Consider the following 21,036-nt stretch of genomic DNA (forward strand, 5'->3'; position numbering starts at 1 on the left):
CCCGCCGTCCCGTTGGGGCGATGGCAGGTGGGGCTGGTTTTTTGGCCGGAGTCAGCCCTTCATGGAATCCCAAAAGGTTTTTACTGAAGAGAAAAAGCTTTTGGATTCGGGGTTATTGTCTTCTGACAGCTCCTCAAACTCACGCAGCAATTCCTTTTGACGCGATGTCAGGTTCACCGGTGTTTCCACGGCCAGTTCGATGAACATATCGCCGGGACCTCCGCCGCGCAGGGCAGGCATGCCTTTGCCGCGTAGGCGCATCTGGCGGCCCGATTGGCTGCCGGCAGGGATTTTCACCCGGCTGCGGCCACCGTCGATGGTTGGCACCTCGATGTCGCCGCCAAGTGCGGCCACAGCCATGGAGACCGGTACGCGGCAGTGCAGTTCGGTGCTTTCCCGTTCAAAGATCTTGTGCGGGCTGACTTCGATGAAGATGTACAGATCCCCCGGAGGACCACCGCGCATGCCGGCTTCGCCTTCACCAGCCAAACGGATTCGGGTGCCTGTTTCGACCCCTGCTGGAATATTCACCGAAAGGGCGCGTTCTTTCTGAACGCGGCCGTGGCCGCCGCAGCCATTGCATGGGTTCTTGATGATCTGGCCGAGACCTGAACAGGTCGGGCAGGTGCGTTCCACCGTAAAGAAGCCCTGTGTGGCGCGTACTTTACCCATGCCGGAGCAGGTTGGACAGGTGGTTGGCTCTGCCCCGCCCTCAGCACCGGAGCCGTTGCATTCTTCACATTGCACCGAGGTGGGCACGTTGATCGTCTTCTGCAGGCCGGAATAGCTTTCTTCCAGCGTGACACGCAGGTTGTAACGCAGATCTGCCCCGCGCGCGGCGCGTTGGCGTCCACCGCCACCCTGACGGCCCCCCATGAAGTCGCCGAACAAGTCGTCGAATACGTCGGAAAAGGCGCTGGCAAAATCACCCTGACCGCCGCCAAAGCCTGCACCGGGCCGACCGCCACCGCCCATGCCGCCTTCGAATGCGGCGTGGCCAAAGCGATCGTATGCGGCCTTTTTCTCGGCGTCCTTGAGGACCTCATAGGCCTCGTTGGCTTCCTTGAACATATTCTCGGCATCCGGATTATCGGCATTGCGATCCGGGTGCAGTTCCTTGGCTTTCTGGCGATAGGCTTTTTTGATCTCGTCTGCAGAAGCGCCCTGAGACAAGCCGAGCACTTCGTAATAGTCGCGTTTGGACATATCAGCCCTCCTTTTCGCAGAACGCAAAGGGCCGGCCCGGTGTCCGGACCGGCCCCTGATTGGTTCCGCGTATCGGCCTTAGGCCCGCTTGTTGTCGTCCAGGTCCTCGAAATCGGCGTCAACGATGGTGTCGTCTTCAGCACCGGCCGCTTCGTCTGCCGCTGCTTGCACGTCGTCGTTACCGCCTTCTTCGGCCTGTGCCTTGTAGATCGCCTCACCCAGACGCATGGCCACTTCGGTCACGTTCTGAATGCCAGACTTGATCTTCTCGGCCTCGGCGTCGTCCTTTTCGAGGTCGTCCTTGAGAGCCGCAACAGCCAGTTCGATCGCTTCGACAGTCGAAGGATCAACCTTGTCGCCGTGATCCTCGATCGATTTCTCTGTCGAATGGATCAGGCTTTCGGCCTGGTTGCGGGCCTCGACCAGCTCTTTGCGGGCCTTGTCGGCGTCGGCGTTTTCTTCGGCTTCTTTCACCATGTTTTCGATGTCTTCATCGCTTAGGCCGCCAGAGGCCTGAATGGTGATCTTCTGCTCTTTGTTGGTGCCTTTGTCCTTGGCGGAAACAGACACGATGCCGTTGGCGTCGATGTCAAAGGTCACCTCAATCTGAGGCATGCCGCGTGGCGCCGGAGGGATATCTTCGAGGTTGAACTGACCAAGCATCTTGTTGTCTGCGGCCATCTCGCGTTCACCCTGGAAGACCCGGATCGTCACAGCGTTCTGGTTGTCCTCAGCCGTCGAGAAGACCTGAGACTTCTTCGTCGGGATCGTGGTGTTACGGTCGATCAGACGCGTGAAGACGCCGCCCAGTGTCTCAATGCCCAGCGACAGAGGTGTCACGTCGAGCAGAACCACGTCCTTGACGTCGCCCTGCAGAACGCCGGCCTGAATGGCCGCACCCATGGCAACCACTTCGTCCGGGTTCACGCCCTTGTGGGGCTCTTTGCCAAAGAACTTGGTCACTTCTTCGATGACTTTGGGCATACGTGTCATCCCGCCGACCAGAACGACTTCGTCGATGTCGGAGGTGGACAGGCCTGCATCCTTGAGCGCAGCGGCGCATGGCTTCATCGAACCTTTGATCAGATCGCCAACCAGGCTTTCCAGCTTGGCGCGGGTCAGCTTCATCACCAGGTGAAGCGGCTGACCATTGGCGCCCATCGAGATGAACGGCTGGTTGATTTCCGTCTGCGAAGACGAGGACAGTTCGATCTTGGCTTTTTCTGCAGCTTCCTTGAGACGCTGAAGAGCCATCTTGTCCTGTGTCAGGTCAACTGAGTTCTCTTTTTTGAACTGGTCCGCCAGATAGTTGACGATCCGCATGTCGAAGTCTTCGCCACCCAGGAAGGTGTCACCGTTGGTGGACTTCACTTCGAACAGGCCATCGTCGATTTCCAGGATGGTTACGTCAAAGGTACCGCCGCCAAGGTCATAGACCGCGATTGTGCGGGATTCTTTCTTGTCGAGGCCATAAGCCAGCGCCGCAGCTGTCGGTTCGTTGATGATGCGCAGCACTTCGAGGCCTGCAATCTTGCCGGCGTCTTTGGTGGCCTGACGCTGAGCGTCATTGAAATATGCAGGTACTGTGATGACCGCTTGGGTCACATCTTCGCCCATGTAGGATTCTGCGGTTTCTTTCATCTTTTGCAGGATGAAGGCAGAAATCTGCGAGGGGCTGTACTTCTCGCCGCGGGCTTCGACCCACGCGTCGCCGTTGCCGCCATCGATGACGTTGAACGGCATGTTCTTGCGGTCTTTGGCCAGATCCGGGTCGTCGTTACGACGGCCGATCAGACGCTTGACGCCAAAAACGGTGTTTTCTGGGTTGGTGACAGCCTGCCGTTTGGCGGGCTGACCGACGAGGCGCTCATCGTCTGCAAAAGCAACGATAGACGGCGTTGTTCGCGCGCCTTCGGAGTTTTCGATGACGCGGGGTTGCGAGCCATCCATGATAGCAACGCAGGAGTTTGTCGTACCGAGGTCGATACCGATCACTTTGGCCATTATTCGATCCCTTCTAGTCTTAAGGCGATGTCCCGAGGCAGCGGACCCATTACGGCATCCCGCCCCGATAGCGAAGTGCCGAGCAGGAAAGCTGTCCGGCGCGTTCGGAGGGTATATAAGGAGGGGTCAGGTCCGCTGCAAGCGCCGGGAGGGATGGGTTTTTGACAAATGACGCGAAAATACCCGATTGGGGCCCCGAGACGCTGCATTTACGTGGTTTTCGTATTCATCCTGGCTGGTTTTCGGCAGAGGACCAACGCGCATTGGTTGCAGATTTGCGCCAGGTGCTCACCAAAGCGCCACTGTTTCAGCCGATAACGCCAAGAGGGCACAAAATGTCTGTCCGTATGAGCGCGGCAGGTAAATATGGCTGGATCACGGATCGGAAGGGGTATCGCTATTCAAAAGTGCATCCCCAAGGGATGCATTGGCCTGCAATTCCTGACCGCGTTATGGACGCCTGGTACGCTTTGGCCAATTGCCCGCGCGAACCGGAATGCTGTTTGATCAACTGGTACAGCGAAGATGCGCGAATGGGCCTGCATCAGGATCGGGACGAAGCAGACTTTGACTGCCCTGTGCTGTCTATCTCGCTTGGAGATGACGCGCTGTTTCGAATGGGCAATGTGGAACGGGGTGGCAAGACGGAATCTGTTTGGCTGCGATCAGGCGATGTCGTTGTCATGGGCGGCGATGCACGGCTGCGGTTTCATGGGGTGGATCGTATCCGTTTTGGATCCTCTACCTTGTTGTCCAAGGGTGGCAGGATCAATTTGACACTGCGTGTCGTGACCTGATCTGTCGCGCCATGATGCAGGCACCGGGCCCATGATCCGTGGTCTGGGTGATCTGACGCAGGGTGTTGTTTGCGAATGCAGCTGAACCCTGCTCGGATCTAGGGTGACGTTTTGAAACAATGACTGGCAGAGCTTAGTGCCCTTGCCAGTCAATTAGCCGAGACGCCCTTCCATCAGCCGCGGTCCATCCGGCGAAATGACCGTTTTGCCGTGGACGGTTTTTTAGCAGATCACGGCGCTACCAGTGAGCAGCATCCTGAGTGTGTATACGTTGTCCCATCGGCAAAAGCCGCAACTATAACGCCCTGAAAGCCTGATGTGTCGTCAATCATAGTGCTGTCGCACTGAAGCTGCCTGATCGAAGCCGTGACAGTGACATTCGGGCCGCGCGCGGCCATCCCCCAAGCCAGAAAGCTTTCAGACCCTTTGCGCAATGCAGAGGCCTGAAGCCGCATTCCTTCTTCGTAGGACTGACGATAGATTGCTTCGCCGCCTTGCTCGAAAGTGAACATCCAAGGCGCTTCGCTGCCGTTGCAGCGCATGGCGGGCCAGTCAGGAAACGAGCCATTGGGCACGGCGGCCATGTAACGCATGTAGACCCAACCCATGCCGCTTTCGCCAGTGCCAACGCGGCCCCAGCGGCCGTTTTCGGTGACTTCGATCACTTCGACATAGGTTTGATCGTAGGCCAGTTCACTGATGATTGGTGATTTGGCGGTTGGCTGCTGCCGGACGTTCAGAACGTCGTCAGAAGCAACATCGACGACATTGAACAAGGCGGGCAAAGGCGCGGCATCGAAATGCCCGCCTGCCAAGGCGGTATTGGCGGTCAAAACAATGGCAATCACAAATCTCAGCATGGCTTGGTTCCAATCAGTTGGCGGCAAGGTCGCGAATAATGGAAACAGGCTATGGTCCTCAGGCTAAGCTGGCAACTACGGGATACCCTGCTTTGCCAAGCAGGGGTTCAGCGGCGCGCGCCCCAGGATGCAGAGGCATGTTTGCGGGTATAGAATTCGCCCATCAGACCAATCATGATCAGCACCAAAGACAGATAAAGCGCGTATTCCCAATCGGAATTGCGCGGGTTGTAGTTCACGAAGGCATATCCGCGCGATTGGTCGATGGCGTGAAAGAGCGGGTTCCAATCAAACATGACCAGCATGTAACTGGGCAGAGTATTGGCCACGAACATCTTGCCCGAGGCGATCATGTTCGCCCTTTGGTACACGGTCGAAATGATGCTGACCTGGGTCGGGAACCAAGGCTTTACAGCCAGAAAGACCATTCCAATCGCTGCGCCGGAAAACCATGCCAAAATCACCATGGCGATGCAGCCAATGGGATCATTGATTTCCTGCATTACGAATGGATTGAAGGCCACGTCGTAGACGAACAGGATCGCGAACAACGACAGGAATTGAATGTAGAGTGTGCTCAGCATTGCGGCGGCGATCGAAATGGCCGTGTTCATAGGGGCGTGCTGCATCATCGGACTGGCGGGCCCTTCGGAGCTGACAACGGCCGACAGGGTTTTGGTGTGCGTCATGTACAGGAAGACGCCCGTCATGATGTAGATCATGAAATCCCCGCGGATCGCGACGCCGCGCAGCCCGAGGATCAGGAACATAAAGTAGAACGCCAGCACGAAGATAATCGTCTGAAGCATGTTCATAAAGATCGCCATAAAGGCATTGCCATGCGTCTTGCGAACGGCGCGTACGGAATTGTGGTAGATCAACTCTCCTATGTAGAGCGCTGATCCGAGCCGACCGCGCGGCTTGGTCACATGAAACATACTGCCTGCTCCGATATTCTTCGGTTTCGTGCTTTTGCGGCTTGCTTGCCGTTTGTTGTCTTTGGCACCATAAGGCTGGCAGGTTTTCAAATCAATGAATCCGCGCATTGAGCCGTGGAAAGGAGCCTTGGGTGAATTATTCCGATCTTATTCCTGTAATCCGTCGTCTTGCCATCGAAGCCGGTGACAAGATCATGGAGATTTACAACTCTGATGATTTCGACGTGAAAGTGAAGTCAGACGCGAGCCCCGTCACCGAAGCGGACGAAGCGGCCGACGCACTGATTTCTGCCGGTTTGCGCGCGGCCTTTCCGGATGTGGCTCTTGTCACAGAAGAACAGGCGGACAGCCACGAAATCAGCGCTGAGCGTTTCTTGATTGTTGATCCGCTGGATGGAACCAAGGAATTCATCAATCGCCGCGGTGATTTTACGGTAAACATCGCACTGGTCGAAGATGGGGTGCCAACCCGCGGTGTGGTCTACGCCCCGGCAAAGCAGCGTATGTTCTATACGGACAGCGTTGGACACTCTGTAGAAGAGACCGGGCCTTTCGATGCTGCGGAGGCGGGTGAAACCCAACCGATCCGCGTCAGCGAACCGAACAATGACGCGTTGATGATTGTAGCGTCCAAATCCCACCGCGATCAGGCGACCGATGACTACATCGGCAAATACAACGTCAAGGATAGCAAGAGCGCGGGATCGTCCCTAAAGTTTTGCCTGGTCGCAACCGGCGAGGCGGATTTGTATCCGCGTGTTGGCAGAACCATGGAATGGGACACCGCTGCCGGTCATGCCGTTCTGGCCGGTGCAGGTGGACACGTCGTACGTTTTGATGATCACACACCGCTTGTTTATGGCAAAGCCGGTTTCGCAAATCCGTTCTTTATTGCCTACGCGCCGGGTGTGGATCTGAAAGAGGCCTGAGCCATGACACTACCCGTCAGCGTCGTCGTGGTCAGCCGAGGCAGACCGCAGGCGCTGACGCGCTGTTTGGCAGGACTTGCCCAGCTAAACTACGATGCCGTTGAGGTCGTCGTGGTGGCGTGCCCAGACGGTATTGCAGCGGTGCAATCCTCTCCTTTTGCAGAGCAGGTCAAGCAACTCCCGTTTGACAAACCCAATATTTCCGAAGCCCGCAATCTGGGTATTGGTTCCGCTGCCGGTGAAATTGTTGCCTTCATAGACGATGATGCTGTGCCGGAACCGCTGTGGCTGACACACCTTGTGGCGCCGTTCCAGACGGCCGAAGTTGCTGCGACCGGCGGATATGTGATTGGGCGAAACGGCATATCCTATCAGTGGACGGCCAGAACCGTCGACGGAACTGGCGAAGCCAAACCTTTGCCTCTTGAGGGTATGGACCCTGTTCTGCTGAGCCCACCGGAAGGGCGGGCAATCAAGACCGAAGGCACCAATATGGCCGTCCGGCGCGATCTCTTGGCTGAGATGGGCGGATTTGATCCTGCTTACGCGTTTTTTCTGGATGAAACGGACCTGAACATGCGTTTGGCTCTGGCCGGGCAAACGGTGGCGCTGGTTCCTCTCGCACAGGTGCACCACGGTTATCAGGCAAGCGCGCGGCGCTCATCCGATCGAACACCGACGGATCTGAGGCAGATTGGTGCTTCCAAGATGGTGTTTCTGCGCAAGTACACGGACGAGAAACTTCAAAAGAGAGCCTGGAAGCGGTTTCGCAACGAACAACGGCTGCGATTGCTGAGTTTCATGCAGCGCGGACCTTTGGGCGCAGACGACGTTCTACGCCTTTTGCGGGGGCTCAATCGAGGGAAAGCCGAGGGCGCAGCACGTGAATTGCAGGGTCTTGCTCCCTTGCCGCGCGCTTCTGAGGGTTTTCGTAGCTTTCAGGCAAAGCCGGGTGCGAAACATGTCTGTCTAAAAGGGCGCATCTGGCAGGCCAAGTCTTTGCGTAAGCAAGCGGCCGAGCTGGTCGCCAGCGGATCTGTCGCGACTCTATTCCTGTTCGGCCCGTCACCTCGGAAGCATTGGGTGCGATTCACCGAAGACGGATACTGGGAACAGAACGGCGGTCTGTGGGGACAGAGCGAAAGAAGCGGCGCGAAATTCCAATTTTGGAGAATTTCGACACGTTTCCTATCCGAATGTGTCCGCATTTCACCCGTTAGGGGCCATGATTCAAACGAATTCCATCGCTAGTTTAATCCTTGTCAGGCCAACCTGTTGCAAGATGGCCTAACGTAGCGCCGACACTGATCGGCATAGTCTAGTGAAAACGCATAGTTCGTGCGATATGTTTGGAAAACATAAAAGGAGCAGGGTCATGGGTAAGAAGGTAACAAAAGCAATTTTTCCGGTTGCGGGTATGGGAACACGGTTCCTGCCGGCCACGAAATCTGTTCCGAAGGAAATCATGACGTTGGTGGACCGCCCGTTGGTTCAATACGCCATCGATGAGGCCCGCGCTGCGGGCATCAAGGAATTCATCTTTGTAACCTCGCGCGGCAAAGGCGCGCTGGAGGACTACTTTGATCACGCCCCGCAGCTTGAGCAGGAGCTCAAGAAAAAGGGCAAGGAAGAGCTGCTTGAAACGCTCAAGAATACCAACATGGACTCGGGCGAGATTGCCTATATCCGACAGCACCGGGCCTTGGGTCTTGGTCACGCGGTCTGGTGTGCCCGTCGCCTGATCCACAACGAACCATTTGCGGTCATGCTGCCTGACGATGTTATCGCAGCTGAAAAGCCGTGCTTGCAGCAGATGGTCGAAGCTTATGAAGAAACCGGTGGTTCGATGGTTGCGGCGATGGAAGTGCCCGCAAACAAAGCCTCGAGCTATGGTATTCTGGATGTCGACAACGACATGGGTTCGATGGTCTCTGTCAAAGGCATGGTTGAAAAGCCTGCCGAAGGAACAGCACCATCCAATCTGGCCGTTATCGGACGTTACATTCTGTCGCCAAATATCTTCCGTCATCTGAACCAGATCAAGTCGGGCGCTGGCGGAGAAATCCAGCTGACAGATGCGATCGCGCGCGAAATTGGCGGCGAAGGCGACGGTGTCTATGGATACCGCTTCCGTGGCCAGCGTTTCGACTGTGGATCGAAGGCCGGGTTCCTTCAGGCGACAGTTGCCTTTGGTCTGGCGCGTGACGACCTGCGTGATGACCTCGAAGGATACCTGAACGAAATCGTCGCCTCCCGAAAAGCGGCCGAGTAATCCCTATGAAGAACGTGCTTGTGACAGGCGGGGCGGGCTATATCGGCAGCCACGCCTGTAAGGCGTTGCGCGCAGCCGGATATACACCCGTCACCTATGACAACCTCAGCACAGGTTGGCAGGATGCGGTGAAGTTTGGCCCGTTTGAGCAGGGTGACCTGACAGATCGCGCGCGTTTGGATGAAGTCTTTGCCAAATGGCAGCCCGTCGCCGTCATGCATTTTGCAGCCCTGAGCCAAGTGGGCGAAGCGATGGCCAAGCCGGGTCTTTATTGGCGCAACAACGTCGAAGGTTCTTTGACGCTGATCGAAGCGGCGGCGGACGCCGGATGCCTTGATTTCGTTTTCTCTTCGACCTGCGCCACATATGGCGAACACGACAACGTCGTGTTGGACGAAGGCACACCACAAGAGCCCTTGAACGCCTATGGCGCATCCAAGCGAGCGGTTGAAAATATCCTGCGCGACTTTGAAGCGGCATACGGTCTGCGTCATGTGATCTTCCGTTATTTCAACGTAGCCGGCTGCGATCCCGAAGCTGAAGTCGGGGAATACCACCGACCCGAAACCCACCTGATTCCGGTTATGCTTGAGGCAATCGATGGCAAGCGCCCGGCGTTGACCATTCATGGGGATGACTACGACACCCCGGATGGCACCTGCATTCGGGACTACGTGCATGTTTGCGATCTGGTTGACGCCCATCTTCTTGGGCTGGCGTGGTTGAAGGATGGTAAGCCAAGCACCGTGTTCAATCTGGGCACAGGCAAAGGGTTTTCTGTCAGAGAAGTTGTCGAAGCGTCCCGTACAGTGACCAATCGCGAGGTACCGCACTCCATCGGCCCGCGAAGGGCCGGCGATGCGACCAAGCTGGTGTCCGGATCGACGCGCGCTGAAAAAGAGTTGGGTTGGGTACCGGGGCGGTCTTCGATGGCCATGATGATCGAAGATGCGTGGCGTTGGCATTTGAATGGGCACTACGAAAAATAGTCATTCACCCCCGGCCGCGCGCCTGCTGGATCTGACGCGCCTGACGCGTCGGGCAGGGCGGCCTATGACCGGCGTTGACCGGGTTGAATTTGCCTATCTCAGACGACTGGTTGCTGAACCGGAAATGCTCTTTGGCTTGGTACGAAGTGCTTTCGGTTACATTCTGCTTGATAGACAGGGCTGCGAGCATTTCCTGAATGCATTCCCGGATGCTTCCTTTGGCCCCGCTGATCGTCTGTCTGGTATCAAACGCGGTATGCACGATGCACGGGCCAGGGCGGAAAGTCATCTGAGACGTCATTGCCTTGATCGATGTCTGCCGCTTCGGCTGGGCAGGATGCTTCGCAAACACGTGCCTTCTGGGACTTGCTACCTGAACACCGGTCACAGCAACCTGACAGACAGGGTGCTGAGCGCAGTGAAAAGCGTGCAGGACGCCCGGGTTGCCGTCTTTGTGCATGACACGATCCCGTTGGACTACCCGCAGTATCAACGCCCGGGGAATGATGATCAGTTTCGGATGTTTCTGCAGCGCGCTGGGCGATCCGCTGACCTTTTGATCTGCAACTCGGATCAAACAGAGGCAGACGTTTTGCGGCATCTTGCACCTCTTTCTCCGCAAACTGCCGTTGCCCATCTCGGAGTGGATATGCCGGACGCCGGCTCGCCGCCTGAGGGCCCCTGGACAGGGCAGCCCTTTTTCGTGTGTCTGGGCACAATTGAGCCGCGCAAGAACCACGAGCTGCTGTTGGATATTTGGCCTGAAATCGAAGACGCTCATTTGCTGATCTGCGGAAGCCGTGGCTGGAACAACGACGCGGTCTTTGCTCGGCTGGATCAAAAGCCATCTCGTGTTCATGAATTGAACGGGCTGACAGATGGTCAGATCGTTGGCTTGATGCAGCAGAGCGTTGCTGCGTTGTTTCCTAGTCTGGCTGAAGGTTACGGTCTGCCTCCGGCAGAAGCGGCGGCACTGGGTGTTCCGGTGATCTGCAATGACTTGCCCATCTACCGTGAAATTCTGGGAAATATTCCCGTTTATGCCAGCGCAGATGATCTTTACCTTTGGACCGCAAAGATAAAAGTGCTTAAACAGGAACAAACATTGGCCAAAATCCGGCTTCGCAAAGGTGCGGCTGTCCCGACATGGGAAGCGCATTTCAAGACGGTATTAAGGCTGGTTTGATACGAGGCGGGCGTACGAGAGTCGTGTAAGCGGCCATCTAGGGGGCGCAATTGGGCGTATGGCAGGCATATAGGTTGCGATTGCAACGGCGACGCTGGCGCATCCGTGCGTTCCGCAAACGCCGTGAACTGAACCCTGTTGCCAATCGAACTGCGGACATCCGTAAAACCGACATCCTGTTGATGTGCACCCAGCGCAACGAAGGTGTGCGGCTGCCTTGGTTCCTTGACTACTACCGGAACATGGGCGTGAACCATTTCCTGTTCGTCGACAACGACAGCAACGATGGGTCGCTGGATTACCTTGCAAGTCAGCCAGACGTTTCCATCTGGACCACGCAGTCCAGCTACAAACGTTCACGCTTTGGCGTCGATTGGATGAACTGGCTGCTTATGCGATACGGCCATGGGCATTGGTGCCTGACTGTCGACCCGGATGAACTGTTCCTCTATCCTTTCTGTGACACGCGACCGTTACGCGCTTTGACAGATTGGCTGGATGCCTCGTCGATCAAAAGTTTCTCTGCCATGCTTCTGGATATGTATCCGAAGGGGCGCATTGATCATCAGACCTATGAGATCGGGAAAAACCCTCTCGATACGATTTCATGGTTTGATTCTGGAAATTACACGATCCGCAAAAACCCCCAATTCGGAAACCTCTGGATTCAGGGTGGCCCGAGGGCCCGCATGTTCTTTGCCGACAAGCCAGATCTAGCCCCTGCGCTAAATAAAATTCCATTGGTCAAATGGGACCGGCGATACGCCTACGTAAGTTCAACACACAATCTGCTGCCACGCGGTTTGAACCTCGTCTACGACGAGTGGGGTGGTGAGAAGGCCAGCGGCATCTTGCTGCACACAAAATTCCTGAATGTTTTTCCTGAAAAAGCTGCAGAGGAATTGGAACGCAAACAGCATTACGGCGCGAGCCGGGAATATCTGGCCTATGCCGACGGGATCAAGGACAACCCGGAACTCTGGTGCAAGTGGTCGGAGAAGTACATCAATTGGCGGCAGCTTGAGATCTTGGGACTGATGTCAAAAGGGAACTGGGCATGAGCGTCGGGATCGTCATGCTGGTTCACACCGCGCTGCATCGGGCGCAGCAAGTGGCCCGGCATTGGGCAACAGCCGGATGCCCTGTGGTGATCCACGTGGACAAGATGGTCTCAAAGCAGGCCTACGACACCTTTGTTGCGGACCTTGCGGATTTGCCCGGCGTTCTTTTCTCCAAGCGCCATCGCTGTGAATGGGGCACGTGGGGTCTGGTCGCGGCCAGCCAGGATGCATCGGAAATGATGCTCGATCGGTTTGAAGAAGTACGCCACGTCTATTTGGCCTCAGGGTCCTGTTTGCCTTTGCGGCCGGTGGAAGAACTGGTTGAATATCTGGCTGAACGTCCCCGCACGGATTTCATCGAAAGCGCAACCACAGCAGATGTGCCGTGGACCGTTGGTGGTCTCGACCATGAACGCTTCACACTCTACTTTCCGTTTTCGTGGCGCAAAAACCGGTACTTGTTCGACAAATTCGTCGAGATTCAGCGCAACATGCGCTTGAAACGCCGGATCCCCAAGGGGATCGTGCCGCACATGGGCAGCCAATGGTGGTGCCTGACGCGTCAAACGCTTTCGGCGGTCCTGCAGGATCCGGAGCGTGCAAAATATGACGCCTATTTCAAGCGCGTGTGGATTCCCGATGAATCCTATTTTCAAACGCTATCAAGACTGTATTCAACCAATATCGAAAGCCGTTCTCTGACGCTGTCCAAGTTCGACTTTCAGGGTAAACCGCACATTTTCTACGATGACCATCTGCAGCTGCTGCGTCGGTCTGATTGTTTTGTCGCCCGCAAGATTTGGCCAAACGCGGATCGGTTGTATCACGCGTTCCTGACCGATTCCGAAGCGGCCTTGTCACGGCAAGAACCCAACCCGGGCAAGATTGACCGCATCTTTGCCAAGGCGGTCGATCGAAGAACACGCGGCCGGTCGGGTCTTTATATGCAGAGCCGTTTCCCCAATTTGGGCTGGGAAAACGGTGTTACAGCCGGCAAGTATTCGGTGTTTCAAGGGTTTTCAGAGCTTTTCCAAGATTTTGAGAGCTGGCTGTCCCGGGCCACGGGCGCACAAGTTCACGGACACCTGTTTGCACCGGAACGGGCGGAATTTGCTGGCGGCCAAGCCGTCATCAACGGCGCGCTGAGTGACAATGCCAAACTGCGTGACGGAAACCCAAAAGGGTTTTTGACCAATTTGCTGTGGAACACGCGCGGGGAACGACAGTGTTTTCAATACGGGCCGCGTGACAATCCAAAGATCAACCCGCACATGGCCATTGATCCAAACGCCCAGATCAGTGTGATATCCGGCGCCTGGGCCGTCGCGTTGTTCAAGTCGAACGCGAATTTTGCGGATATTCGTGCACAGGCTGCATTGCTGCAGAAAATCGAAAACAAGATGCTGGATGAGTTGCGCAGTCCGGACGTCAAGGCGCGGGTGCGGATCTGGACAATGGCCGAGTTCATCGAAGCGCCTATGGAACCTTTGCAGGTGATCATCGACGAAATTGGCCAGAAGAGTACACGCCGTTTGGCAGAAGCCCCGCGACTGGAAGACCTGACCGGCTTTGGTAGGTTCCTCCAGAACCTCAAGAACCAGGGTATGCACCCTTATCTCATGGGTGATTTTCCGGTCGACCCAATCCCAAGAAGCGCGCAGGGCGCGCAACGCAAACCCTACCTGGTCAAGAAATAGGGCCTTTCAATGCCGCAGGAATTTGATTGTTTTGTCGTCTTTGCCGAAATGCGGACCGGGTCCAATTTTCTTGAGGCGAACCTGAATGCATTCGATGGGATCACTTGTCACGGTGAGGCGTTTAACCCGCATTTTATCGGGTATCCCAATTCCGAGGATATTCTTGGAATAACGCAAGACGAACGTGACCGCGATCCTTCGCGGCTTTTGGGGCAAATCCGCAAGGCGACTCCAGGCGGGATTGGTGGGTTTCGGTTCTTTCATGATCATGATCCAAGGGTCTTGGACGCGCTGCTTGCTGATCATCGCATCGGCAAAATTGTCCTGACGCGGAACCCTGTTGATAGTTACATCAGCTGGAAAATCGCGCAGGCCACGGGGCAGTGGAAACTGACCAATGTCAAACGTCGCAAGGAAAGCCAGGCTCAGTTCGATGCGGCTGAGTTTGAAGAGCATTTGACCGCGTTGCAGGCCTTTCAGGTCAAACTGCTGAATAGCCTTCAGACCACCGGCCAAACTGCATTTTACGTCGCCTACGAAGATCTGCAGGACGTCGATGTCATGAATGGTTTGGCACGCTGGCTGGGTGTTTCTTCGCAGCTCGACAGCCTGAACACAGCATTGAAACGACAGAACCCGGAACCGATATCGGAAAAAGTTTCGAATTTTGGTGACATGGAAAAGGCGCTGACACGTCTTGATCGGTTTAACCTGTCACGCACACCGAATTTTGAACCGCGGCGGGGGCCGGTTGTCCCGGGTTATCTGGCGGCTGCAAAGACACCTTTGCTGTATATGCCGATCCGGTCGGGCCCTGAACAGGCAGTCCGGCGCTGGATGTGCGCGCTGGACGGCGTGGATGGCAAGGCGCTGGTCAGTGATTTCAGCCAGAACACACTACGCGCATGGAAACGCGAACGGCCGGGTCATCGCAGTTTCACTGTCGTGCGGCACCCCTTGGCTCGGGCGCATGAGGCGTTTTGCTCAAAGATCCTGACCACGCAAAAGGGCAGTTTTCTGGGCATCCGCAAGACCCTGCGACGGGCCCACAATTTCCCTATTCCCGAGGGCGAGCCCGGTCCCGACTATGACGTTAACGCGCATCGCGCGGCCTTTACCGCCTTTTTGGCGTTCTGCAAGGCGAACCTACAGGGACAGACTGCTGTGCGGGTCGATGGGCATTGGGCAACGCAGGCGCAGTGCTTGCAGGGTATGTCCGAGTTTACTTTGCCGGATATGATCATTCGAGAAGACGAGATGGCATCCTATTTGCCCGCCTTGGCCATGCAGGTCGGACATGATGGGCCACCAGATCCCGAAGCTGTGCCAAACAAGGCTCCGTTCTCGCTTGCCGAAATCTATGACGATCAGATCGAGGCGTTGGGTCGCGAAGCCTATCTGCGTGACTATCTGATGTTTGGTTTTGACGACTGGGCGTGACCCGGACACATCCAACGAAAAACCGCGCCAGAATTATTGCCAGCGCGGTTCAAAAGGGTTTGGACGGTTGGTCGATCAGGCCGCCTGAACGTCTTCCGTTTCCGTGATGATGGTATAGAGCGTTCCCGCATCAGCATTGGCACGCAGCTTTGTGCACAGACCTGTGTTGCGAAGCGTTCGGGATACCAGCGCCAATGCCTTGAGGTGTTCAACGCCAGCATTTTCCGGCGCAAACAAAGCAAAGATCAGATCAACAGGCTGGCGATCAACGGCTTCGAAATCGATTGGTTTCTCGATTTGAATAAAGACGCCGAGCACCTCTTCCAAACCGGCAATCCGCGCATGGGGCAAGGCAACGCCATGTCCAACACCGGTTGGGCCGAGCGATTCCCGCTCCATCAATGCTTCGACCAATGGAGCGGCGGACAGCCCATGGGCTGCCTCGGCCAGATCTGCGATGTCATGCATCAAGCGCTTCTTGCTTGATACCGCGCCAAGAACCTTGACGGCCTCAGGCTTCAAAAGATCACTGAACTTCATCTGTTGCATGTCCTACAGGCGTGCGACCCGCGAGCCGCATGCGCAGCCCTTAAGGATCGATCCAGCCAATGTTCCCATCGTCACGTCGATATACGACGTTCACGCCATCCTTCTTTTCATTCCGGAAGACGAGAACCGGGGCACCCGCCAGTTCCATCTGCATCACAGCCTCACCTACGGTCAGAGATGGGATTTGTGTTTCCATCTCGGCGACGATGATCGGCTGAAGTGATTCCGGTTCGGGGCTGTCAGCCCCTTCATCTGAGGCGAGGATATAAGAGGAGGCCCCGAAAAGTTCAACCGGTTCCGTTCGGTCCTTGTGGTGATCTTTCAGCCTTCGTTTGTAGCGTCGGAGCTGTTTGTCCATTTTTTCAGCGCAACCGTCGAAGGCCGCGTAAATTTCATGCGCATGGGCTTTGGCTGCTGCGGTTAGGCCGCTGGACAGGTGAACATTCACCTCGCAAACAAATTCGTGCCCGCTCTTGGAAAAGACGACAGTGGCGTCGGTTGGTCGCTGAGAATACTTTTGCAAGACCGCCCCAAGTTCGTCCTGAACGTGCGTCTGCAGTGCGTCGCCGATGTCGATTTGCTTTCCCGAGATCTGATAGCGCATGAAATGGTCCTTTTTTCTATAACCGGGCAACACAGAAATCACGCCAGGGCGTGTGTTGTATCGCTTATGGTCAGGGGTAACGCAGCGCGGGTGCAGGTTGTTCTGATCCGCCCCTTAAAGAAGAGGTAGCATCTGGCAAAACTGCATCGATGCGCATTGTCATACCCTATTTGAGGCGACAAAAGGGGGGGCTGTCAATCGAAAGGCGCAGAAAATTTTGCAATACCCGGTTTGGAAAAAGCGACGTTGACGCGTCAGTTACCCAAACCGAAAGTTGTCACCCAGATAAACGCGGCGCACGTTTTCGTTTTGCACAACTTCTTCTGGCGTGCCTGACATCAGCACGCGCCCATCGTGCAGAATGTAGGCGCGATCCACGATTTCGAGAGTCTCACGGACGTTGTGATCAGTGATCAAAACGCCGATTCCGCGTTTTTTGAGATCTGACACCAAGTGACGAATGTCGCCGACACTGATTGGGTCAACACCCGCAAACGGTTCGTCCAAAAGCAGGTACTTTGGATCAGCCGCGAGGCAGCGCGCAATTTCGACGCGGCGGCGTTCCCCGCCGGACAGGGCCAGCGCCGGCGCGCGGCGTAGGTGTTCGATCGAGAACTCGCCCAGCAGTTCTTCGAGCCGTTCGCGGCGGCGATGGCTGTCTTTTTCGGCGATATCAAGCACAGCAGCGATGTTGTCTTCGACGGTCAGGCCGCGAAAGATCGACATTTCCTGCGGCAGATATCCGATTCCGAGTCGTGCCCGTCGATACATGGGCAGATAGGTTGCGTCGCGCCCGTCGATCAGAACCTGCCCACCTTCCGGGTTCAAAAGGCCAGCGATTGCATAAAAAGACGTGGTCTTGCCGGATCCGTTCGGTCCGAGCAGCGCAACCACCTCACCGCGTTCCAAGCTCATCGAAACGTCGCGGATCACCACGCGTTTGCGATAGCTTTTGCGCAGGTGAATGACCTGAAGGCCACTGGACCCTTCGGTCACGGTGAGTTGCGGACGTGCCATAACTAGTTACCGGTCTGCTCTTCGTCCTGCTGCTGCAGCACTGTTTTTACGCGGCCCGACATTTGCGCCGAACCTGTCTCCAGATTCACAGTCATTCGCTCGGCCGTCAATGCGTTGGGCCCCTGCGTAAGCAAGACATTGCCGGACATCACAACGGTACCGGCCTCGATGTTATAGTCAGCGCGTTCGGCCTCGGCCGCTTCTTCGCCGCTGACCAGTACAACACCGCCTGTCGCCTCGAGCCGTTCGATACGCCCGGCCTGCTCGGAATAGACAACCAGAACCCGGGGTGCAGCCAGACGCATATCGCCCTGCGCGATAACGACATTCCCCTGATAGAGCGCCGTGCCGTTGGATTGGTTTACAGACAGCGAATCCGCAGTGACTTCAACCGGGGCGCTGGTGTCTTGCTGCATGGAACCAAAGGAAACCTGCGCGCCCTGAGCGGCGGTTTCAGATGGGGCTGTCGCTGCGGCAACGGCCAGAATGGTTGACAACAGAAGGGCACGGATCATTGCGGGTCACTCTTTTGGTTTTGGCTCGTATATCAGTTTCACACCGTCAGTGAAAAGCAATAGCACATCCCCCTCGGTCTCTGCGGGGGAAATTTGCAGTCCACCAGCATCTAGCGTGCCGAATGGTGCAGTGCCCTTGACCGGGCCGGTGGTGCGCGCCCGGGTTTCGTTGAACTCTGAAATCAGTCCGTCGGTCACGACAACATAGCCGGTTGAGCTTTCGATGCGCACGCCGCCTTCCAAAAGGGCTTCTTGCTGGCCATCGCGCAGCGTCGCCTCTGGTGCATTCAATTGAATGGTCGCGCCATTGCTTTGGGTTAGCGTCGCTTCGAGACTGTTGGCATGGATTTTTCCATCCAGACCGGGCCGCGCACTTTCGGCCGTCATGATCAGCATCTCGCCGCGCCTTGTTGTTCCAGCAAAATACGGCGCGCTTACTTTTTGTTGTACCGTTTCACCGCTGGCCAACGCCTCGGCAAACGGGGTGTCCATCATCGGATCGCCGCTGCGCGACAACAGGAACAATGTCGAAAGCAGGGCCAGCGCAGCCAAAGGCAAAATTATCTTGAGCCATGCGACGACGCGCGAATAAAGACCCTCGGCGCGCGCCATAGGCTAAACCGATCCTGCTGTGGTCAGGGTGTCAGGCATGGGCAAAGATATCGATATCCGGCCAGCCCGCCAGATCGAGTTTGGCGCGTGTCGGCAGGAAGTCGAAACAGGCTTGCGCAAGTTCAGTACGGTCTTCGCGCGCCAGCATTCTGTTCAACTCGTCGCGCAGACGGTGCAGGTGAAGAACGTCCGAGGCCGCGTAGTCCTGCTGGGCCGTGGTCAGCTCTTCAGCACCCCAGTCGCTGGATTGCTGCTGTTTGGAAATGTCTACGCTCAGCAGTTCCTGTGTCAGCGCCTTTAGCCCGTGACGGTCGGTGTAGGTCCGGACAAGACGGCTCGCGATCTTGGTGCAGTACACTGGCGCAGCAAGCGCGCCGAAGGTGTTGTACATGGCAGCGATATCAAAACGTCCGTAGTGAAACAGTTTCAGCACATCCGGATTTTCGAGCAAACGGGCAAGATTTGGCGCCGCAGTTTGACCTTTGGCGATCTGAACCAGATGGGCATTGCCGTCACCACCAGACAGCTGCACCACACACAGCCGGTCGCGATGCGGGTGCAGGCCCATGGTTTCACAATCGATAGCCACAACAGGGCCAAGGTCCAGGTCATCCGGAAGATCGCCTTGGTACAGGTGGTTGGTCATTCGGTGCTGTCCTTTGATTGGCTGGCAGTAGTGCTGGACATATCGGTGTGCGGAAAGTCTTTCAACATCGGCAAAGTGTCACGATTGCCTCATTTAAGCTGGCTGATTCTGAGAATTGGGCGGAAATGGGCCGAAATATGGCAAACCTCTGGCAAAAGCCCGTCCCGATTCGGGCAGGCACTTTCACGCGAAAACTGCCTTTGAAACATTTCGTGAGCAAAGCGAGTCTGCCTAAAATTGTTCTCTTTCGAAAGGAGCGTTGCGCGATTGACGCGAATTAGAGTCAGCCGTAGAGCTTTGTCGATTGTTGGAAAAGCCAACTCATATCCAATTGTTTTTGGCGGATACTCCGAAGCGGGATTGTTTCTAAACCATTGGGTAAATTTGGCGATTTTGGGTCCATTACAGTAGTACAATAGAATAGAAATGAGTACGGCAATGATTATCAATAGGATTGTTCTCGATTTAGAAACAATTTTTGGTTGTGCAGTGCGATATTGTTTCTCGGTCCCTTTTGCTGATTTTTGTAAGAATCCTGCTAATTTTCATAGGTACCTGGGCCAATCATGGAGCCTGCGGGGAAAACGCAACGTCAACAATCACAAATTTTTCAAAACTTCTGATCGGCCCATATAAACCTACGCAAATAGGCTGTTTTCAACTTTAAAGTGTGCCTTGCGGACTTTGTTGACTGCATCGGCCCTGAGAGGGCATAACCAAGCCGTCGAGCGAAAGAACACAATCTGGTCTTAATTCGCAAAACACGGCACTGGGGGTTAGTGCTGCCACTTGGGAGTAATTGGTAAGTCTGCACCGGTCCGCAGGGACCCCAACATCGACGAAAGTCAAATCTTCTCATCTCAGAGCTATTCGTTGTCTTGCGCCTTTCGCGTGGGATGCCGCTTGCCGAGAGCTTGGTTGGTCTGAGCCGTGTGCAGTCTTGTTGAACCTCCTGTCATCGAATGTCTCGAAGGAGAGCATCTTGACTGTTCATTTTCGCCAGCCGCTGCCGACGGCTGAAATTGAAAAACTGATCGATAGTGCGCTTGTTCCCCAGACGCGTGGATCGATCTATCGCAATCACGCCAAACGCGCCTTTGACGTTACCTTGGTTCTTTTGGCGGCAATCCCTGTCCTTCTGATCCTTCTGCCGCTGTGCATTCTCGTTGCACGTGATGGCCAGTCGCCGATCTACCTGCAAAAGCGGGTTGGACAAAACGGGCGCGTTTTCAACATGTGGAAACTGCGCTCAATGGTGCCAAACGCTGATGAGATGCTTGAAGCTTATCTGGCATCCAATCCCGAAGCCCGCGCAGAATGGGACCATCACCAGAAACTGCGCCGTGATCCGCGTATAACCACAATCGGTCGCATCATCCGCAAGACGTCTTTGGATGAGTTGCCGCAGCTTTGGAACGTACTGCGTGGTGATATGTCGATCGTTGGCCCACGGCCAATGATGCTGTGTCAGCGCGACATGTACCCAGGCTCGGCCTACTATGCTTTGCGTCCCGGTATCACCGGTTTCTGGCAAACCTCGGTTCGCAATGAATCGAGCTTTTCCGAGCGCGCCAGCTTTGACGCTGACTATCTGCGCAAGGTTTCGTTCATCACCGACATCGCCGTGATGTTCCGGACCGTCAAAGTCGTGATGAACGCCACAGGCGTCTAAATCTCAGGCGATGAAAATTGCTCAATAAGAGGCGCGGTCAGT

At 55.8% G+C, this 21,036-nt stretch carries 20 protein-coding genes; 10 read left to right on the top strand and 10 right to left on the bottom strand.

The window, feature by feature from the left end; all coding sequences use genetic code 11:
* Window positions 1-51 precede the first annotated feature (51 nt).
* Together dnaJ and dnaK are read right to left on the bottom strand one after the other, a co-directional pair.
* Entirely contained in the window at window positions 52-1,206 is a 1,155-nt protein-coding gene (gene dnaJ / locus PFY00_RS03890; protein WP_271431189.1) for a molecular chaperone DnaJ, read from the bottom strand.
* Window positions 1,207-1,284: 78 nt separating this feature from the next.
* Complete coding sequence (gene dnaK / locus PFY00_RS03895) at window positions 1,285-3,210, bottom strand: molecular chaperone DnaK (protein ID WP_271431190.1); 1,926 nt, start codon at window positions 3,208-3,210, stop codon at window positions 1,285-1,287.
* 203 nt (window positions 3,211-3,413) lie between these two features.
* Between dnaK and PFY00_RS03900 the strand changes: the two genes are divergently transcribed.
* On the top strand, window positions 3,414-4,007 hold the full coding sequence (locus tag PFY00_RS03900; RefSeq protein WP_271431456.1) for an alpha-ketoglutarate-dependent dioxygenase AlkB family protein: 594 nt from the start codon (window positions 3,414-3,416) through the stop codon (window positions 4,005-4,007).
* 230 nt (window positions 4,008-4,237) lie between these two features.
* Here PFY00_RS03900 and PFY00_RS03905 read toward each other — a convergent pair whose 3' ends face one another.
* Both PFY00_RS03905 and PFY00_RS03910 read right to left on the bottom strand, forming a co-directional pair.
* Window positions 4,238-4,867, bottom strand: a complete 630-nt coding sequence (locus tag PFY00_RS03905) for an SH3 domain-containing protein (protein WP_271431191.1) — start codon at window positions 4,865-4,867, stop codon at window positions 4,238-4,240.
* 107 nt (window positions 4,868-4,974) lie between these two features.
* A complete protein-coding gene (locus PFY00_RS03910; protein ID WP_271431192.1) occupies window positions 4,975-5,805 on the bottom strand; it encodes an ABC transporter permease in 831 nt (276 codons plus the stop codon).
* 131 nt (window positions 5,806-5,936) lie between these two features.
* Here PFY00_RS03910 and cysQ point away from each other — a divergent pair, with 131 nt between their 5' ends.
* The 8 genes from cysQ to PFY00_RS03950 all read left to right on the top strand — a co-directional run bounded on the left by cysQ (window position 5,937) and on the right by PFY00_RS03950 (window position 15,379).
* Window positions 5,937-6,734, top strand: coding sequence for a 3'(2'),5'-bisphosphate nucleotidase CysQ (gene cysQ, locus PFY00_RS03915; RefSeq protein WP_271431193.1), 798 nt, complete (start codon window positions 5,937-5,939; stop codon window positions 6,732-6,734).
* A 3-nt stretch (window positions 6,735-6,737) separates the two neighbouring features.
* Complete coding sequence (locus PFY00_RS03920; protein ID WP_271431194.1) at window positions 6,738-7,985, top strand: glycosyltransferase family 2 protein; 1,248 nt, start codon at window positions 6,738-6,740, stop codon at window positions 7,983-7,985.
* Window positions 7,986-8,109: 124 nt separating this feature from the next.
* On the top strand, window positions 8,110-9,006 hold the full coding sequence (gene galU, locus PFY00_RS03925) for a UTP--glucose-1-phosphate uridylyltransferase GalU (protein ID WP_271431195.1): 897 nt from the start codon (window positions 8,110-8,112) through the stop codon (window positions 9,004-9,006).
* 5 nt (window positions 9,007-9,011) lie between these two features.
* Entirely contained in the window at window positions 9,012-9,995 is a 984-nt protein-coding gene (gene galE, locus PFY00_RS03930) for a UDP-glucose 4-epimerase GalE (RefSeq protein WP_271431196.1), read from the top strand.
* A gap of 64 nt (window positions 9,996-10,059) precedes the next feature.
* Window positions 10,060-11,181 carry a glycosyltransferase family 4 protein gene (locus PFY00_RS03935; RefSeq protein ID WP_271431197.1) on the top strand — a complete coding sequence of 374 codons (1,122 nt, stop codon included), beginning with the start codon at window positions 10,060-10,062 and terminating at the stop codon, window positions 11,179-11,181.
* A gap of 50 nt (window positions 11,182-11,231) precedes the next feature.
* Complete coding sequence (locus tag PFY00_RS03940) at window positions 11,232-12,242, top strand: glycosyltransferase family 2 protein (protein ID WP_271431198.1); 1,011 nt, start codon at window positions 11,232-11,234, stop codon at window positions 12,240-12,242.
* A complete protein-coding gene (locus PFY00_RS03945; RefSeq protein ID WP_271431199.1) occupies window positions 12,239-13,939 on the top strand; it encodes a DUF5927 domain-containing protein in 1,701 nt (566 codons plus the stop codon). The genes PFY00_RS03940 and PFY00_RS03945 overlap by 4 nt, the downstream gene beginning before the upstream one ends.
* A 9-nt stretch (window positions 13,940-13,948) precedes the next feature.
* Window positions 13,949-15,379: a sulfotransferase family 2 domain-containing protein gene (locus PFY00_RS03950; protein WP_271431200.1), complete on the top strand. Its 1,431-nt coding sequence runs from the start codon at window positions 13,949-13,951 to the stop codon at window positions 15,377-15,379.
* A 75-nt stretch (window positions 15,380-15,454) separates the two neighbouring features.
* On the opposite strand, the gene PFY00_RS03955 is transcribed toward PFY00_RS03950, so the two are convergent.
* The 6 genes from PFY00_RS03955 to PFY00_RS03980 all read right to left on the bottom strand — a co-directional run bounded on the left by PFY00_RS03955 (window position 15,455) and on the right by PFY00_RS03980 (window position 19,322).
* Complete coding sequence (locus tag PFY00_RS03955) at window positions 15,455-15,919, bottom strand: PTS sugar transporter subunit IIA (RefSeq protein WP_271431201.1); 465 nt, start codon at window positions 15,917-15,919, stop codon at window positions 15,455-15,457.
* Window positions 15,920-15,968: 49 nt separating this feature from the next.
* Window positions 15,969-16,532, bottom strand: a complete 564-nt coding sequence (gene hpf / locus PFY00_RS03960; protein ID WP_271431202.1) for a ribosome hibernation-promoting factor, HPF/YfiA family — start codon at window positions 16,530-16,532, stop codon at window positions 15,969-15,971.
* 258 nt (window positions 16,533-16,790) lie between these two features.
* The gene (lptB, locus tag PFY00_RS03965) at window positions 16,791-17,549 is read right to left on the bottom strand and encodes an LPS export ABC transporter ATP-binding protein (RefSeq protein ID WP_271431203.1); all 759 of its coding nucleotides are present in this window, start codon (window positions 17,547-17,549) and stop codon (window positions 16,791-16,793) included.
* Window positions 17,550-17,551: 2 nt separating this feature from the next.
* Window positions 17,552-18,064 (bottom strand): lipopolysaccharide transport periplasmic protein LptA, encoded by a 513-nt coding sequence (gene lptA, locus PFY00_RS03970; protein ID WP_271431204.1) that lies wholly within the window; start codon window positions 18,062-18,064, stop codon window positions 17,552-17,554.
* A gap of 6 nt (window positions 18,065-18,070) precedes the next feature.
* A complete protein-coding gene (gene lptC / locus PFY00_RS03975) occupies window positions 18,071-18,676 on the bottom strand; it encodes an LPS export ABC transporter periplasmic protein LptC (RefSeq protein ID WP_271431205.1) in 606 nt (201 codons plus the stop codon).
* A gap of 31 nt (window positions 18,677-18,707) precedes the next feature.
* Window positions 18,708-19,322, bottom strand: coding sequence for a ribonuclease D (locus PFY00_RS03980; RefSeq protein ID WP_271431206.1), 615 nt, complete (start codon window positions 19,320-19,322; stop codon window positions 18,708-18,710).
* Window positions 19,323-20,304: 982 nt separating this feature from the next.
* Here PFY00_RS03980 and PFY00_RS03985 point away from each other — a divergent pair.
* Entirely contained in the window at window positions 20,305-20,994 is a 690-nt protein-coding gene (locus tag PFY00_RS03985) for a sugar transferase (protein ID WP_271431207.1), read from the top strand.
* Window positions 20,995-21,036 lie beyond the last annotated feature (42 nt).

The organism is Thalassococcus lentus (genome assembly GCF_028023555.1).
Taxonomy (GTDB): Bacteria; Pseudomonadota; Alphaproteobacteria; order Rhodobacterales; family Rhodobacteraceae; genus Thalassococcus_A; species Thalassococcus_A lentus.

Bases quoted from the DNA above. Each gene is read 5' to 3' on its own strand.
- dnaJ (WP_271431189.1), bottom strand. From the start codon at position 1,206: ATGTCCAAACGCGACTATTACGAAGTGCTCGGCTTGTCTCAGGGCGCT.
- dnaK (WP_271431190.1), bottom strand. From the start codon at position 3,210: ATGGCCAAAGTGATCGGTATCGACCTCGGTACGACAAACTCCTGCGTT.
- PFY00_RS03905 (WP_271431191.1), bottom strand. From the start codon at position 4,867: ATGCTGAGATTTGTGATTGCCATTGTTTTGACCGCCAATACCGCCTTG.
- PFY00_RS03910 (WP_271431192.1), bottom strand. From the start codon at position 5,805: ATGTTTCATGTGACCAAGCCGCGCGGTCGGCTCGGATCAGCGCTCTAC.
- PFY00_RS03920 (WP_271431194.1), top strand. From the start codon at position 6,738: ATGACACTACCCGTCAGCGTCGTCGTGGTCAGCCGAGGCAGACCGCAG.
- galU (WP_271431195.1), top strand. From the start codon at position 8,110: ATGGGTAAGAAGGTAACAAAAGCAATTTTTCCGGTTGCGGGTATGGGA.
- galE (WP_271431196.1), top strand. From the start codon at position 9,012: ATGAAGAACGTGCTTGTGACAGGCGGGGCGGGCTATATCGGCAGCCAC.
- PFY00_RS03935 (WP_271431197.1), top strand. From the start codon at position 10,060: ATGACCGGCGTTGACCGGGTTGAATTTGCCTATCTCAGACGACTGGTT.
- PFY00_RS03945 (WP_271431199.1), top strand. From the start codon at position 12,239: ATGAGCGTCGGGATCGTCATGCTGGTTCACACCGCGCTGCATCGGGCG.
- PFY00_RS03950 (WP_271431200.1), top strand. From the start codon at position 13,949: ATGCCGCAGGAATTTGATTGTTTTGTCGTCTTTGCCGAAATGCGGACC.
- PFY00_RS03955 (WP_271431201.1), bottom strand. From the start codon at position 15,919: ATGAAGTTCAGTGATCTTTTGAAGCCTGAGGCCGTCAAGGTTCTTGGC.
- hpf (WP_271431202.1), bottom strand. From the start codon at position 16,532: ATGCGCTATCAGATCTCGGGAAAGCAAATCGACATCGGCGACGCACTG.
- lptB (WP_271431203.1), bottom strand. From the start codon at position 17,549: ATGGCACGTCCGCAACTCACCGTGACCGAAGGGTCCAGTGGCCTTCAG.
- lptA (WP_271431204.1), bottom strand. From the start codon at position 18,064: ATGATCCGTGCCCTTCTGTTGTCAACCATTCTGGCCGTTGCCGCAGCG.
- lptC (WP_271431205.1), bottom strand. From the start codon at position 18,676: ATGGCGCGCGCCGAGGGTCTTTATTCGCGCGTCGTCGCATGGCTCAAG.
- PFY00_RS03980 (WP_271431206.1), bottom strand. From the start codon at position 19,322: ATGACCAACCACCTGTACCAAGGCGATCTTCCGGATGACCTGGACCTT.